This is a genomic window from Asanoa sp. WMMD1127 (genome assembly GCF_029626225.1).
GTDB lineage: Bacteria > Actinomycetota > Actinomycetes > Mycobacteriales > Micromonosporaceae > Asanoa.
In genome coordinates, this window is the sequence record NZ_JARUBP010000001.1 from 3,762,720 (window position 1) to 3,777,220 (window position 14,501).

Sequence of the window (14,501 nt, forward strand, 5' to 3'; positions counted from 1 at the left end):
TGCGCACATTCCACGCTGTGGATGATCTCGCCGACGTCGACGCCACGACCGGCGAGCTGGAGCTCGAAGACCGACATGCGCTGCGCCGCGTCGCAGGCCTGTCCACCGAGCTCACCGACATCACCGAGGTCGAATACCGGCAGCTGCGGCTCGAACGGGTCGTGCTCGTCGGTGTCTGGACCGAGGGCACCGCCACCGACGCCGACAACTCGCTGATGGAGCTGGCCGCCTTGGCCGAGACCGCGGGTTCGCAGGTGCTCGAGGGCCTGATCCAGCGCCGCGGCCGGCCGGACCCGGCGACGTTCGTCGGTCGAGGCAAGGTCGACGAGCTGCGGGACGTGGTGATCTCGACCGGCGCCGACACCGTGATCTGCGACGGCGAGCTGTCCCCGTCGCAGCTCCGCAACCTGGAGCAGCGGGTCAAGGTCAAGGTCGTCGACCGCACGGCGCTGATCCTCGACATCTTCGCCCAGCACGCCAAGAGCAAAGAGGGCAAGGCGCAGGTCGAGCTGGCCCAGCTCGAATACCTGCTCCCGCGGCTGCGTGGTTGGGGCGAGACGCTGTCCCGGCAGACGGGTGGTTCCGGGCGGGGCGGCGGCGCGGGTGGCGGCGTGGGCCTGCGTGGTCCCGGTGAGACCAAGCTCGAGACCGACCGCCGGCGCATCAACCACCGGATCGCCCGGCTGCGGCGCGAGATCAAGGGCATGCGGACCGTACGCGCGACCAAGCGCGCCCGCCGCAACCGCAACGGGATCCCGGCCGTGACGATCGCCGGCTACACCAACGCCGGCAAGTCGAGCCTGCTCAACCGGCTGACCGGCGCGGGCGTGCTGGTCGAGGACGCGCTGTTCGCGACCCTGGACCCGACCACCCGGCGGGCCCGGGCGGCCGACGGGCGGATCTATACGCTCTCCGACACGGTCGGCTTCGTCCGGCACCTCCCGCACCAGATCGTCGAGGCGTTCCGCTCGACGCTGGAAGAGGTCGCCGAGGCCGACCTGGTGGTGCACGTGGTCGACGGCGCCCACCCCGACCCGGAGGAGCAGGTCCGCGCGGTCCGCGAGGTGCTGGCCGAGGTCGGCGCCGACAGCGTTCCCGAGCTGCTGGTGGTCAACAAGATCGACAGTGCCGACGAGGAGACGCTGCTGCGGTTGAAGCGGTCGTGGCCCGACGCCGTGTTCGTCTCGGCCCGCTCCGGCCGGGGCATCGACGACCTCCGCACGACCATCGAGGCGCACCTGCCGCGGCCGGCGGTCGAGTTGCGCGTCGTGGTGCCCTACGACCGGGGCGAGCTGGTCGCCCGCCTGCACCGGCGGGCCAAGGTGCTGAGCACGGCGCACATTCCGGAAGGCACGGCGCTGCACGTACGCGTCGATCAGGCGCTGGCCGCCGAACTGGCGCCGTACCTGTCGGCATAGGGCGGAGATCACGAGGGGGAGGCGCGCACCCAGCACGACGTGCGACACTGGCCCGATGCCGCGCGCTTCCTCTTCGATCACGGTCGTCCTGGGCGTGGTCGCAGCGGCGCTCGGTGCCGGGTTTGGCACCGCATGGGCCGCTCCATCCCCCGGACCCGACGGCGCCGGTGCCGCGGTCCCCGTGGTGGAGGGCAAGAAGGTCTGCACCGTCAACGACTCGAAGCTGGTCGAGCTGTCCGGGCTGGTCGCCACCAAGTCCGGCTACGTTGTGATCAACGACTCCACCGAGTTCCAGAGCCGCGAGCGGGTCTTCTTCCTCAACAAGCAGTGCAAGGTCGACGACTCGGTCACCTACCCGGGTGGCGGGCCGCGGGACACCGAAGACCTGGCGCTGTCGCCCGACGGCAAGACTCTCTGGGTCGCCGACACCGGCAACAACCTCGGCAGCGACGACCCCCGCTCCAGCATCGTGCTGTGGAGCCTGCCGGCCGACGGCAGCAAGCAACCGACGCTGCACCGGTTCGTCTACCCCGACGACACTCCGCGCGACGCCGAGGCCCTGGTGCTCTCCGGCACCGGCGCCGGCACGCCCCTGGTGATCACCAAGTCGACGGGCAAGGCCGAGCTGTTCATCCCCGCCGCGGCGATCAAGAACAACAACCAGACCGGCGTCGAGATGAAGAAGGTCGGCGACCTGACGCTGCCGAAGACGGAGACCCCCAACCTGCTCGGCCCCGCCGGGCGGCTCACGGTCACCGGCGCGGGGCGGTCGCCCGACGGCTCCAAGGTCGTCGTCCGCACGTACGCCGATGCCTTCGAATGGGATCTCGCCGACGGTGGCGACGTGGTGGCCGCGCTGACCGGCGACGCCGCGCCGCGGATCACCGGCCTGAGCGACCCGTTCGGCGAGGCGATCTCCTACACGCCCGACGGCAAGCAGTTCGTCACGGTCTCCGACGGCGGCCAGCTCGGTGAGGACGAAGAGATCCAGATCCTGAGCTACGCGCCGGCCGCGGCGCCTCCGCCCGCGACCGAGGCCCCAGCCGGGGGTGCCGCCGGCGAGGGTGGCTCGTTCCTCTCCAACCTGTCGCTCAAGGACATCACGACGCTGATCGCGGCGATCGGCGTGATCGGCCTGATCCTGGTCGGCGCCGGCGTGGCCGGCATCGTCGTGGCCCGCAAGAAGAAGGCGGCCGGCGGCGACGCCGAGCCGGTGCCCGGCGCGGGCAAGGCCCGGGTGGGTCGCCAGGTCGCGCCGGAGCAGGCCACGTGGGACAAGGACGGGCCCGGCGGTCGCGTCTACGGCGGGCAGCCGAGCGGCGGCGTCTACGGCGGCCAGCCGGCCGGCGCGCCTGGGGTCTACGGCGGTGGCGGCGGTCCGTCGGGCCCGGGTGGCGGCGGCGGTGTCTACGGTGGCGGGGCGCCGCAGCGTTCCGGTGGCGTTTATGGCGGCGGTGGCGGTGGCGGTGGCGGTGGCCAGCGTGGCGGGTCCGGTGGCGTCTACGGCGGTGGCGGCGGTGGCGACGACGGTCGGGGTTATGGGCCGCCGCAGCAGACCGAGCGGCCGCGTGGGGCCAGCTATGGGCGGCAGCGCAGCGCGCCTGACGACTACGGCTACGGACCGCAGGGCCAGAACGGGCCTGACGGCTACAACGGCTACGTCGGCTCGGGCCACCACCCGGACTACCGCTAGCCGCGCGGCGGTCGGCTGCGACGCTGAGATCGCGATCCGGCTTACCGCAACTTGCTGCCGTACGGCCGGTTGCGCCGGCACTGGCCATGGCCCGGACTACCGCATCCAGCCGCGGACCGGGTTCGCACCTGCGCCGCAGGGAAGATCAGACCACCGTTGACGGCGACCACTGCAACCCGTTGCCGCAGGCGCTGGCATCCGCCATCGGGAGAAAGCGGCGGCGCGTCCGCCGTGTCAATGGTGCGGCGGGCTCGTGTGCCGCGTTGCGTGGCGGGCTCGTGTGCCGCGTTGCGTGGCGGGCTCGTGTGCCGCTTTGCGTGGCGGGCTCGTGTGCCGCTTTGCGTGCGGGCTCGTGCGCCGCTTTGCGTGCGGGCTCGTTGACGGCTGGCGGGGCTGCCATGCCGCGTTGTTGTGTTGCCCGCCGGCCCGGGCGCCGGCGGGGCGTACACCTTGGTTCGTCAGATTCGGCGTAGGACTGCGACGACGCGGCCCATGATGGTGGCCTCGTCGCCGTTGATGGGGTCGAACGCGGGGTTTTGCGGCATCAGCCAGACGTGGCCCTCGCGCCGCTGGAACGTCTTGACCGTCGCCTCGCCGTCGAGCATTGCCGCCACGATCTCGCCGTTGTTGGCGGTCGGCTGCTGCCGGACCACCACCCAGTCGCCGTCGCAGATCGCGGCCTCGACCATCGAGTCGCCCTTGACGTGGAGCATGAAGACCTCGCCCTCGCCGACGAGCTCGCGAGGAAGGGGGAAGACGTCCTCGATGGCCTGCTCGGCCAGGATCGGCCCACCGGCGGCGATGCGACCCAACATCGGCACATAGGCCGGCGCCGGGCGCTGTGCCCGCGCCGCCTCCTCGTCGACGTCGGAGGGCGGGCGCACGTCGACCGCCCGCGGACGGTTGGGGTCGCGCCGCAGGAAGCCCTTCCGCTCCAGCTCCTTGAGCTGGTAGGCGACGCTCGACGGAGAGACCAGCCCGACCGCCTCGCCGATCTCGCGGACGCTGGGCGGGTAGCCGTAGCGCTCCACCCAATCTCGGATGAACTCGAGGATGCGTTTCTGCCGAGCGGTCAGCTCGGCGGCGGTCACGTCGGGGAAGCTGCTGACCACGGGCGCCACGGCTCTGACCTCGGACGTCGCCGCGCGAGCCCGCGCGGCGCCCCGCTTGCGTGTGGCTGGTGACGCGGCCTCGGACGCGATTCTCTGCGGTTGGTGCTGCCGGCTCGCCCGGTCGTCGGTCGACACGTCCGTCCTCCCTGGTCGGCTGTGATGCCCTAATTCGCGGTTCGGGTGACCATGACCGTATCGGTGGGTTGAGACAGTTTCAAACATCTGTACGAGATCCGTGCCCGGCGTGTCGCGCATCTGGGCTCGACATCCGAACGCCTGTTCTGATAAACCATCGTACGTCCGTACTATCGAACTGGCGTTCGATCTTGGGGGTCGGGATGAGCGTGGTCGGCATTTCGGGCAGTCCCGCGGCGGTGTTGCGCAGACTTCCGGTGCGAAGAACGAAGCCGCGACTACGCCTGACCCGGCGCGGCCGGCTCGTCCTGGTGGTGCTGTTCCTGCTGGCCGTGGGTGGCCTGGCGGCCATCCTGTCGCCGGCGTCGCGTGCCGCCGATCCGGCGGGTCCGCCGGCGGTCGCGGTGGTGCAGCCGGGCGACACGCTGTGGTCGGTGGTGGAGCGGCACCGGCCGGGTAATGCGCCGTTCGCCGTGATCGACGAGGTCCGCCGCCTCAACAACCTGGACGACTTCACGGTGTTCGCGGGTCAGCACCTGATTCTGCCGGCCGAGTGACCACCTGCCGTCAGCGGCGCACTGGTTCCCGTGACGGCCTACCTGGTCCGCGTGGTTGCGGCGACGGCGCCGACCATGTCCGGGCGCATCCTGTTGCGGGATAGCCGCCTGCCACCCGACGGTGTGCACTTGGCCCATGTGCGGGTCGTGCCGGCCAGCTGCTGCGAGCGTTCTGTCGCCGTGGCGGCATGCCGCGTGACCGGGAGCCGGCGACCGCGTTGGGAGGTTCGAAGGCCCGGGATAGGCGTGCGATCCTGCCGCGACGGGTCCCGATCGTCGCGGACGTAAGACGGCTTGTCGGTGAGCGTCCGGCGCACGTCGTCGGAGTGCCGCGGACCGCATCCGGGTCTGGCTGGCGCCCTAGTGCGACGGCGGCGTAGCGGTCACAGGAGTCCCTCCCATCACGTCGCGACAGAAACGTGGCAGTGGCGACACGCCCACCCAACTTGACCGGGCGACGTGGGCGGCCTACGGTCGAACCCCTAGATGTAGTAGTTACAGGTATGTAAGTTGTCCACAGGTAGGGGTAGACTCCACAGGGTTACCCACACCTTTCCCACAAGTTGTGCACAGCGGTGTCCACCGGAGGTGCTGCGCCGTTGTCCACTGGCGTGCCCGTCGTGCGCTTACGCGGCGGCCGCCAAAAGTGTCAGAGGGTCCGGCTAGCGTGACCCGCGGGATCAGTTCAGGAGAGGAGGTCGTCGATGCGCTGCCCTTACTGCCGACACCCCGATTCACGGGTAGTCGACTCGCGTGAGGCCGACGACGGCCAGCTGATCCGGCGGCGGCGTTCGTGCCCCGAGTGCGGCAAGCGGTTCACCACCGTCGAGGAGGCCGTCCTCGCCGTGGTCAAGCGCAGTGGCGTCACCGAGCCGTTCAGCCGCACCAAAATCATCAGTGGCGTGCGCAAGGCGTGCCAGGGCCGGCCGGTCGACGACGACTCGATCGCGCTGCTGGCTCAGAAGGTCGAGGAGACCGTTCGCGCCAAGGGAGCCGCGGAGGTGCCGAGCCACGACGTGGGGCTCGCCATTCTCGGTCCGCTGCGCGACCTCGACGAGGTGGCCTACCTGCGGTTCGCCAGCGTCTACCGCTCGTTCGAGTCGCTCAGCGACTTCGAGCGCGAGATCGAGACGCTCCGCGCGGCCGCCGCCGCGCGACTAGGGGGCACCGCCGATGCGGCTGTCAACGCGGAGACGCGTACCAAGTAGAGCTTTTGAATGTGTTCGTAAACGAGGGGGCAGGTGACATGGCGGGCGACGTTGCCGCTGGCAAGAGTCGAGCGCGGGCCGTGGGGGCGACCGGGCTCAAGGTCGAGCGGGTGTGGACGACCGATGGTGTCCACCCCTACGACGAGGTGGCGTGGGAGCGCCGCGATGTGGTGATGACCAACTGGCGTGACGGCTCGATCAACTTCGAGCAGCGCGGGGTCGAGTTCCCGGAGTCGTGGAGCGTCAACGCGGCCAACATCGTCACCACCAAATACTTCCGTGGCGCCGTGGGCACCCCGGAGCGTGAGTGGTCGCTCAAGCAGCTCATCGACCGGGTGGTCAAGACCTACCGCAAGGCCGGCGAGGAATACGGCTACTTCGCGAACTCCGGCGACGCCGACATCTTCGAGCACGAGCTGACCTACATGCTTCTGCACCAGGTGTTCAGCTTCAACTCGCCGGTGTGGTTCAACGTCGGCACGCCGTCGCCGCAGCAGGTCAGCGCCTGTTTCATCCTCGCCGTCGACGACTCGATGGACTCGATCCTCGACTGGTACAAGGAGGAGGGGCTGATCTTCAAGGGCGGCTCCGGCTCCGGCGTCAACCTGTCGCGGATCCGCTCGTCCAAGGAGCTGCTCTCCTCCGGCGGCACCGCCTCCGGCCCGGTCAGCTTCATGCGTGGCGCCGACGCGTCCGCGGGCACGATCAAGTCCGGTGGCGCCACCCGGCGGGCCGCCAAGATGGTCATCCTCGACGTCGACCACCCCGACATCGAAGAGTTCGTGCTGACCAAGGCCCGTGAGGAAAACAAGATCCGGGCGCTCCGCGACGCCGGCTTCGACATGGACCTCGGCGGCTCCGACATCGTCAGCGTGCAATACCAGAACGCCAACAACTCCGTCCGGGTCACCGACGAGTTCATGCGCGCCGTCGACGAGAACGGCTCGTTCGACCTGCGCGGGCGGCTCGACGGCGCGGTGATCGAGTCGGTCGACGCCAGCAAGCTGTTCCGCACGATCGCGCAGGCCGCGTGGGAGTGCGCCGACCCCGGCCTGCAGTACGACGACACGATCAACGACTGGCACACGTCTCCCGAGACCGGTCGGATCACGGCGTCGAACCCCTGCTCCGAATACCTGCACCTCGACAACTCGTCGTGCAACCTGGCGTCGCTCAACCTGATGAAGTTCCTCCGGGCCGACGGCGGCTTCGAGGTGGAGAAGTTCGTCAAGTCGGTCGAGTTCGTCATCACGGCGATGGACATCTCGATCTGCTTCGCCGACTTCCCGACCGAGAAGATCGGCGAGACCACCCGCGCCTACCGCCAGCTGGGCATCGGCTACGCCAACCTCGGCGCGCTGCTGATGGCGTCCGGCCTGCCCTACGACTCCGACGGCGGCCGTTCGCTGGCCGGCGCGATCACCTCGCTGATGACCGGCACCGCCTACCGGCGTTCCGCCGAGCTCGCCGGCGTGGTCGGCGCCTACGAGGGCTACGCCCGCAACGCCGAGCCGCACAAGCGGGTCATGCGCAAGCACGCCGCGGCCAGCGACGACATCAAGGCGTCGGGTCCGGTGGCGACCGCGGTCGCCCGTGAGGCGTCCAAGCAGTGGCAGCAGGGCATCAAGATCGGCGAGAAGTCGGGCTGGCGCAACGCGCAGGCCTCGGTGCTCGCGCCGACCGGCACCATCGGCCTGATGATGGACTGCGACACCACCGGCGTCGAGCCCGACCTGGCCCTGGTCAAGTTCAAGAAGCTGGTCGGCGGCGGCTCGATGCAGATCGTCAACCAGACGGTGCCGCGCGCGCTGCGCAGCCTCGGCTACCCCGAGGAGCAGGTCGAGGCGATCGTCGAGCACATCGCCGACCACGGCCACGTCGTCGACGCGCCGGGCCTCAAGCCCGAGCACTACGCGGTCTTCGACTGCGCCATGGGCGAGCGCTCGATCGCGCCGATGGGCCACGTGCGGATGATGGCGGCCGTCCAGCCGTTCATCTCGGGCGCGATCTCCAAGACGGTCAACATGCCCGAGTCGGCGACCGTCGAAGACGTCGAGAAGATCTACTTCGAGGGCTGGAAGCTCGGCCTCAAGGCGCTGGCGATCTACCGCGACAACTGCAAGGTCGGCCAGCCGCTGTCGGCGGCCAAGCCGGCCAAGGCCGCGGCCTCCACCGAGGCGCCGGCCGCGGTGGAGAAGGCGGTCGAGAAGGTCGTCGAATACCGCCCGGTCCGCAAGCGCCTGCCCAAGAAGCGCCCGTCGGAGACGGTCTCCTTCTCGGTCGGCGGCGCCGAGGGCTACCTCACCGCGTCGTCCTACCCGGACGACGGCCTCGGCGAGGTCTTCCTCAAGATGTCGAAGCAGGGCTCGACCCTGGCCGGCGTCATGGATGCGTTCTCGGTGGCGATCTCCATTGGCCTGCAATACGGGGTGCCGCTGGAGACCTACGTCGCCAAGTTCACCAACATGCGGTTCGAGCCCGCCGGCATGACCGACGACCCCGACATCCGCATGGCCGCGTCGGTGATGGACTACATCTTCCGCCGGTTGGCGCTCGACTTCCTGCCCTACGAGCGCCGCGCCGAGCTCGGCATCTTCACCGCCAAGGAGCGCGCGGCCCAGCTGCGCGCGGAGGCCGAGGCCGAAGCGGCCTTCGACCACACCTCGATGGCGTCGTCGGCCCCGATCGAGGCCAAGCCGACCGACGCCGACGACAAGGGCGCTGAGGAAGCCAAGGCAGCCGAGCCGGCAACGGCCAAGGTCGTCGGGGCCGACACGGTGCAGATCGCGGCGCCGTCACCGCGGGTCGGCTCGTCGACGGAGCTGCTCGAGGCCGTGATCGGCAAGGCCGCCGACGCGCCGCTCTGCTTCACCTGCGGCACGAAGATGCGCCCCGCGGGCAGCTGCTACGTCTGCGAAGGCTGCGGCTCGACCTCCGGCTGCAGCTAGCGGAGGGCCAGAACCAAGCGAAAGGAGCCGGCCGATTGGCCGGCTCCTTTCGCGTTCGGCCGGAAGTCGGCCGCGGCTCGCAGTCGGGCCGCAGCCGTCGGGCGCGGGGGCGCACCCCGACCGGTGCTGACGGATTAACCGTGACCGGCGCGGCGGTCCGCCGAAGCGTTGCTGACCCGACCGCTGGTGGTGGCGGTTCGAGCGTGACCGGCGCGGCCGGGATGGACGTGGATCGGGTCCGCCGAAGGGTTGCGGCTCGACTGGTGGTGGCGGTTTGAGCGTTGCCGGCGCGGCCGGGCGTGACGTAGACCGGGTCCGCCGAAGGGTCGCGGCTCGACCGGTGGTGCCGCGCGTCACCGGCGCGGGGCCGGGCGTGACGTGGATCGGGTCCGCGGAAGGGTCGCGGCTCGACCGGTGGTGCCGCGCGTCACCGGCGCGGCCGGGCGTGACGTGGATCGGCTCCGCCGAAGGGACGCGGCCCCGCCCGGTGCGGCGGGCCAACCACGGCCGCGCCGCAGCCCGGCTTCGGAAGTTGAGCTCTTGGCGTTCGGCGCCGAACGCCGCCAGCCCTACTGGGTCGGGTTGTCGGTGTGCGGGCGCTTGCCGAGCTGCCGCCAGTCCGTCTCCGACATGTCGACGTCGTAGTGTTTCGCGGCCTTTTTCAGGTTCGCGAACGCCTGGTCGCGTTCCTTGTCCGTGACGTCCTTGACCTGGTCGAAGCGGGCGATCGCGTTCCGGACGTGGTCCGCGTCGGTCAGCGGCTCCTTGCGCTTGTCCGGGAAAGCGAACGCCGAATCCGGCAGGCTGCGCTTCTCGCCACTCGACAGCGTTCCTTCGTCGCCCTTGTCGGTGGGCTTCCAGGTGGTCTCCATAACAGGAGCCCTACCCACGGCGACCGCAGGCTATGCGGCGCAGGCCGTCCAGTCGACCAGCACCCGATCCGGACGTTGGGGGTCGATTCGGGCGGCGAAGGGCAGGCCGTCCTGGGCGCGGGCGAGGAAGGGCTCGGCGATCGGACCCAGATACATGGCCGGGTACGGCGGTCCGCCGTCCACCCGCCGCACCGACATCAGCACCTCGAGCACCGGCTCGCGGTCGACGAACGCGCCCGTTTCGCGCAGGTCGAACGGCTGGGCCTGGCCCGGCACGCCCGTCTGTGCGAGCTCGGCCAGGTCGTCGCGCAAGGGGAGGTGCTGCGTGGTGGTCATGCCGGTGGCGCCCTCTCGTCGTACGGATGATGCCTCTTGGGATATAACCGGCGAAGGGCATTCAGGCAGCGGACGACCGGTCCGATAGGTCCGATAGGGTACGGCCGGTGGAGCGCAAGCCCCGAGCGGACCGACCGCTGAACCAGCCGCACCCGAGCCGGATGCCCGCGGACCCGGCCGAGGCGCTGGAAATCTGCGCAGCCCATGACGCCGCGCTCGCGGCCGGTGAGGCCGGATATCTGGACCCGCGGACCGGGCTGTTCGTCCTTTCGGCCGGCTTCCTCGCGGCGCGCGGCACGTGTTGCGGTCGAGGCTGCCGGCACTGTCCTTATGTGAACTAGGGTTCGCGCCATGACTCGGTACGTCGTCATCGGGGCCGGCATCGTCGGCCTGGCCACCGCGCACCGGCTCACGCTCGACCACCCCGACGCGTCGGTCACGGTGATCGACAAGGAGGACCGGGTCGCCGCCCACCAGACCGGGCACAACAGTGGCGTCATCCACGCGGGCGTCTACTACAAACCGGGCAGCCTCAAGGCCCGGCTCTGCGCCGCCGGCCGCGCATCCATGATCGACTTCTGCGCGGCCCACGGAATCGCCCACGAGGTGTGCGGCAAGCTGATCGTCGCCGCCGACGAGTCCGAGGTGCCCCGCCTGCACGCGCTGCACGAGCGCGCGGTCGCCAACGGGCTGCCCGCCAGGCTGATCACCGCCGCGGAGGCCAAGGAGCACGAGCCCGAGCTCCGCTGCGTCGAGGCCCTGCGCGTCGAGTCCACCGGCATCGTCGACTTCACCGCCGTCTGCACCACCTTGGCCGACCTGGCCGAGAAGGGCGGCGCCACGCTGCGGCTCGGCACCGCCGTCACCGGCATCGACCGACGCCGCGGCGAGCAGATCGTGCACACCAAGACCGGCGACGTCACCGCCGACGTGGTGATCAACTGCGCCGGCCTGCACGCCGACCGGGTGGCCCGCCTCGCGGGCGTCGAGCCGCCGGCCCGGATCGTGCCCTTCAGGGGTGAATACTTCGAGCTCACCCCCGAACGGCGCGATCTCGTACGCGGCCTGATCTACCCGGTGCCCGACCCGCAGTTCCCCTTCCTCGGCGTCCATCTGACCCGCATGATCGACGGCACCGTCCATGCCGGACCCAACGCGGTGCTGGCGCTGGCCCGCGAGGGCTACCGCTGGAGCAAGGTCAACCCGCGCGACATCGCCGACTTCGCGAGCTACTCCGGGCTGTGGCGGCTGGCCCGCAAGCACTACCGGTACGGCCTGACCGAGGTGCGCCGCTCGCTCAGCCGCCGCCTGTTCGCGCAGAGCCTGGCCCGCCTGGTCCCCGCCGTCACGGAGGCCGACCTGCTCCCCGCCGGCGCCGGCGTCCGGGCCCAGGCCATCGCCCGCGACGGCGCCCTGGTCGACGACTTCCTGATCGTGGCCCGCGACCGCCAGGTGCACGTGCTCAACGCACCGTCACCGGCGGCCACCAGCTCGCTGGAGATCGCCAAGCACATCGTGGCCCAGCTCCCGGGTTGACGACGGACAACCCGGACTTCCGCACCGCCCGCCGACACCGTATGTTTTCGGGCGGCGCACTCCTGCGCGGGTCAAAGCGTCGATCGAGGAGTTGTTGTGGTCCCAGCGCACAGCCACCACAGCGACCCACCCACCCAGCCGTCCAGGGTGGATGGTCGCCGGGCGTCCCGCCTGCTCTGCGTGGGCGCGGCCCTGACCGTGGCCGTCGCCGGCTGCGCCGACGAGCCGGTCACGCCGGAGGCCGTCGCACCCCCGCTGCGCACCAACTTCCCGGCCGCGACAGCCGGCGGCGCCTGCGTCTACTTCGACTACGACACCATCGAAAAAGCGATCGGCGTACGCTTCGGCATCTCCGCCGCCAGCCAGAGCGGCCAGACCACCACCTGCGTGGTCCAACCGCAGGAGGGCGAGCTCCCCGATCTCGCGCTCACGATCAGCAAGACCAGCGCGGACGCCGACATCTTCAAGGACGAGGTCGTCCCGGACAAGGGCGCGACCGCGGTCAAGGGCCTGGGACTGGCGGCCTATTCGACGCCGGTGGCGGCGACGAAGACCAGCGGCCCGGGGCTCGAGGTCTGCTGGCTGACCAAGGACAAGCGCCTGATGTCGCTCCGCTTCACCAGCCTGCTCGACTCACCCCCACCGCCGAACTCCCTCGCCCCGCAAATGGTCGGCCTGGCCAAACAGGTCGAATCAGCCAAACCACCCAAGAAATCCTGACCACCACCCGGTCGGGCCGGGCCCTGTCGTCTCGTCGGGCTGCTCACCGCGAGCCAGGGTCGGGTGGGGCTGCTAGCGCCGGACCAACTCATCTGCTCGGGCCGCGGACCGCCGGTCGTGTCGCGGGGTGCTGACCGTGGGCCCGGGGTCATTGGTGGGGCGGCCGGCGCCGGGCCAAGTCATCTGGTCAGGGCCTCTGGCCGCACAGCGATGTGCTGGCAGCTGGCCGAATCAAGTGGAGGCGCTACCGATCGCCCGCCCGAGAAGGCCGGCGCAAGAGAAAGTTCACCGGCACGAGTGACGGCGAAGGCCGGCCCATCGGGCCGGCCTTCGACAAAGAACGGCTCAGTGCGCCGCGACGAACACCCGCGAAGCGACCTCGCGCGGCAGCCGCACCTGGTCGCCCGACCGGTCGATCATGACGCCGTCCCGCTCCTGGGCGACGGTCACGGTCGCGCCAGGATCGACACCGGCCGCGTGGAGCTGCCGCAGCACGTCGGAATCGGTCTGGACGCTCTCGCAGATGCGGCGGACGATCACCTGGCCGGTGAGGCCCGGGAACGCCAGGTTGCGCTCCTTGTTGTCGAAGCCGTCCGCTTCGGCGGGCGGGGTGCCGAGGGCGTCGAGGCCCGGGATCGGGTTGCCGTAGGGGGAGCGGGTCGGGCGGTTGAGCAGGTCGTAGACCTTCTGCTCGACCGCGTCGCTCATCACGTGCTCCCAGCGGCAGGCCTCTTCGTGGGCCTCCTCGTAGGGCATGCCGATCACGTTGACCAGCAGCAGCTCGGCGAGGCGGTGCTTGCGCATGACCGAGACCGCCTGCTCGCGGCCGAGCTCGGTCAGGTGCAGGTGGCGGTCGCCTTCGACGCGGAGCAGGCCGTCGCGTTCCATGCGGGCGACGGTCTGGCTGACGGTCGGGCCGCTCTGGTGCAGCCGCTCGGCGATGCGGGCGCGCAGCGGTGGCACACCTTCCTCTTCCAATTCGAGGATGGTGCGCAAATACATCTCGGTCGTGTCGACAAGGTGATTCACGGCAGAAGGCCCTCCTAGCTGTCGATATTACCTCGCCACGCCGACAACCCCGACGCCGCGAACGGCGCGGGGCGGGTGTTCACTGGAGCGCGTGGTTTCCGCCGATGATCTCACGATCGACCCCGATGAGTTGCGATCCGGCCTGTCCGGGACGACGGTGCTCGACGTCCGGTGGCGCCTCGGTGGCCGGCCGGGCCGTGAGGACTACGCCGACGGGCACATCCCCGGCGCGGTGTTCATCGACCTCGACACCGAGCTGGCCGGCGAACCCGGACAAAACGGCCGCCACCCACTGCCCGACCCGGTCAAGCTCCAGGAAGCCCTCCGGGCCAAGGGCATCAGCCAGCACACACCAGTCGTGGTGTACGACGCCAAGGACGGTCAGGCGGCAGCCCGCGCCTGGTGGATCCTCCGCTGGGCCGGCCACCGCGACACCCGCGTCCTCGACGGCGGACTCGAGGGCTGGACCGCCCGCCAACACCCGGTAACCACCGATGTGCCCAATCCCACCCGCGGCGACATAGAGGTCAAACCAGGCAGCCTCCCCACCCTGACCGCCGACGACGCCGCCCGGCTCGCCCGCCAGGGCACGCTGATCGACGCCCGCGTCGGCCCGCGCTTCCGTGGAGAGGTCGAGCCCGTCGACCCGGTCGCCGGCCACATCCCCGGCGCCGTGAACCGCCCGACCACGGAGAACACCACGGCCGACGGCCGCCTCCGCGACGCGCCCACCCTCCGCCACGAGTTCGCGCAAGAAGGCGTGGACGACGGCGCCCCCGTCGGCGCGTACTGCGGCTCCGGCGTCACCGCCGCCCACACCGTGCTCGCCCTGCACCGCGCCGGGCGTACCGACGCCGCTCTTTACGTCGGCTCCTGGAGTGACTGGGTGACCGACCCCAGCCGCCCGGTGGCGACCGGCGCATAGCCGCGCCGGGCA

13 protein-coding genes are annotated in these 14,501 nt (G+C 70.6%); 9 read left to right on the top strand and 4 right to left on the bottom strand.

Annotated features, from left to right (window positions below; all coding sequences use genetic code 11):
• Positions 1–17: 17 nt before the first annotated feature.
• Together hflX and O7635_RS17930 are read left to right on the top strand one after the other, a co-directional pair.
• Positions 18–1,418: a GTPase HflX gene (hflX, locus tag O7635_RS17925; RefSeq protein WP_278081571.1), complete on the top strand. Its 1,401-nt coding sequence runs from the start codon at positions 18–20 to the stop codon at positions 1,416–1,418.
• A 55-nt stretch (positions 1,419–1,473) separates the two neighbouring features.
• Positions 1,474–3,111, top strand: a complete 1,638-nt coding sequence (locus tag O7635_RS17930) for a hypothetical protein (protein WP_278081572.1) — start codon at positions 1,474–1,476, stop codon at positions 3,109–3,111.
• A gap of 458 nt (positions 3,112–3,569) precedes the next feature.
• Here O7635_RS17930 and lexA read toward each other — a convergent pair whose 3' ends face one another.
• On the bottom strand, positions 3,570–4,358 hold the full coding sequence (gene lexA / locus O7635_RS17935) for a transcriptional repressor LexA (RefSeq protein ID WP_278081573.1): 789 nt from the start codon (positions 4,356–4,358) through the stop codon (positions 3,570–3,572).
• Positions 4,359–4,561: 203 nt separating this feature from the next.
• Between lexA and O7635_RS17940 the strand changes: the two genes are divergently transcribed.
• From O7635_RS17940 to O7635_RS17950, 3 genes are all read left to right on the top strand, one after another.
• Positions 4,562–4,915, top strand: a complete 354-nt coding sequence (locus tag O7635_RS17940; protein WP_278081574.1) for a LysM peptidoglycan-binding domain-containing protein — start codon at positions 4,562–4,564, stop codon at positions 4,913–4,915.
• A gap of 704 nt (positions 4,916–5,619) precedes the next feature.
• Positions 5,620–6,123 carry a transcriptional regulator NrdR gene (nrdR, locus tag O7635_RS17945; protein WP_278081576.1) on the top strand — a complete coding sequence of 168 codons (504 nt, stop codon included), beginning with the start codon at positions 5,620–5,622 and terminating at the stop codon, positions 6,121–6,123.
• Positions 6,124–6,161: 38 nt separating this feature from the next.
• Entirely contained in the window at positions 6,162–9,071 is a 2,910-nt protein-coding gene (locus tag O7635_RS17950) for a vitamin B12-dependent ribonucleotide reductase (protein WP_278081577.1), read from the top strand.
• A gap of 569 nt (positions 9,072–9,640) precedes the next feature.
• On the opposite strand, the gene O7635_RS17955 is transcribed toward O7635_RS17950, so the two are convergent.
• Positions 9,641–9,943, bottom strand: coding sequence for a DUF6582 domain-containing protein (locus O7635_RS17955; RefSeq protein WP_278081578.1), 303 nt, complete (start codon positions 9,941–9,943; stop codon positions 9,641–9,643).
• A gap of 30 nt (positions 9,944–9,973) precedes the next feature.
• Positions 9,974–10,279 (bottom strand): hypothetical protein, encoded by a 306-nt coding sequence (locus O7635_RS17960; RefSeq protein WP_278081579.1) that lies wholly within the window; start codon positions 10,277–10,279, stop codon positions 9,974–9,976.
• A 161-nt stretch (positions 10,280–10,440) separates the two neighbouring features.
• Between O7635_RS17960 and O7635_RS17965 the strand changes: the two genes are divergently transcribed.
• The 3 genes from O7635_RS17965 to O7635_RS17975 all read left to right on the top strand — a co-directional run bounded on the left by O7635_RS17965 (position 10,441) and on the right by O7635_RS17975 (position 12,535).
• Positions 10,441–10,620 carry a DUF5522 domain-containing protein gene (locus O7635_RS17965; RefSeq protein WP_278085517.1) on the top strand — a complete coding sequence of 60 codons (180 nt, stop codon included), beginning with the start codon at positions 10,441–10,443 and terminating at the stop codon, positions 10,618–10,620.
• 10 nt (positions 10,621–10,630) lie between these two features.
• The gene (gene lhgO, locus O7635_RS17970; protein ID WP_278081580.1) at positions 10,631–11,815 is read left to right on the top strand and encodes an L-2-hydroxyglutarate oxidase; all 1,185 of its coding nucleotides are present in this window, start codon (positions 10,631–10,633) and stop codon (positions 11,813–11,815) included.
• A 96-nt stretch (positions 11,816–11,911) separates the two neighbouring features.
• Positions 11,912–12,535 carry a hypothetical protein gene (locus tag O7635_RS17975; RefSeq protein WP_278081581.1) on the top strand — a complete coding sequence of 208 codons (624 nt, stop codon included), beginning with the start codon at positions 11,912–11,914 and terminating at the stop codon, positions 12,533–12,535.
• A 345-nt stretch (positions 12,536–12,880) separates the two neighbouring features.
• Here the strand turns inward: O7635_RS17975 and O7635_RS17980 are convergent, their stop codons facing one another.
• Positions 12,881–13,564, bottom strand: a complete 684-nt coding sequence (locus O7635_RS17980) for a metal-dependent transcriptional regulator (protein ID WP_278081582.1) — start codon at positions 13,562–13,564, stop codon at positions 12,881–12,883.
• Between the two features lie 91 nt (positions 13,565–13,655).
• On the opposite strand from O7635_RS17980, the gene O7635_RS17985 reads away from it, so the two are divergent.
• A complete protein-coding gene (locus O7635_RS17985; protein ID WP_278081583.1) occupies positions 13,656–14,489 on the top strand; it encodes a sulfurtransferase in 834 nt (277 codons plus the stop codon).
• Positions 14,490–14,501 lie beyond the last annotated feature (12 nt).

Excerpts from the sequence above, each read along its gene's own strand:
- nrdR (WP_278081576.1), top strand. The coding sequence starts at position 5,620 with ATGCGCTGCCCTTACTGCCGACACCCCGATTCACGGGTAGTCGACTCG.
- O7635_RS17950 (WP_278081577.1), top strand. The coding sequence starts at position 6,162 with ATGGCGGGCGACGTTGCCGCTGGCAAGAGTCGAGCGCGGGCCGTGGGG.
- O7635_RS17930 (WP_278081572.1), top strand. The coding sequence starts at position 1,474 with ATGCCGCGCGCTTCCTCTTCGATCACGGTCGTCCTGGGCGTGGTCGCA.
- O7635_RS17955 (WP_278081578.1), bottom strand. The coding sequence starts at position 9,943 with ATGGAGACCACCTGGAAGCCCACCGACAAGGGCGACGAAGGAACGCTG.
- lhgO (WP_278081580.1), top strand. The coding sequence starts at position 10,631 with ATGACTCGGTACGTCGTCATCGGGGCCGGCATCGTCGGCCTGGCCACC.
- O7635_RS17940 (WP_278081574.1), top strand. The coding sequence starts at position 4,562 with ATGAGCGTGGTCGGCATTTCGGGCAGTCCCGCGGCGGTGTTGCGCAGA.
- O7635_RS17960 (WP_278081579.1), bottom strand. The coding sequence starts at position 10,279 with ATGACCACCACGCAGCACCTCCCCTTGCGCGACGACCTGGCCGAGCTC.
- O7635_RS17965 (WP_278085517.1), top strand. The coding sequence starts at position 10,441 with ATGCCCGCGGACCCGGCCGAGGCGCTGGAAATCTGCGCAGCCCATGAC.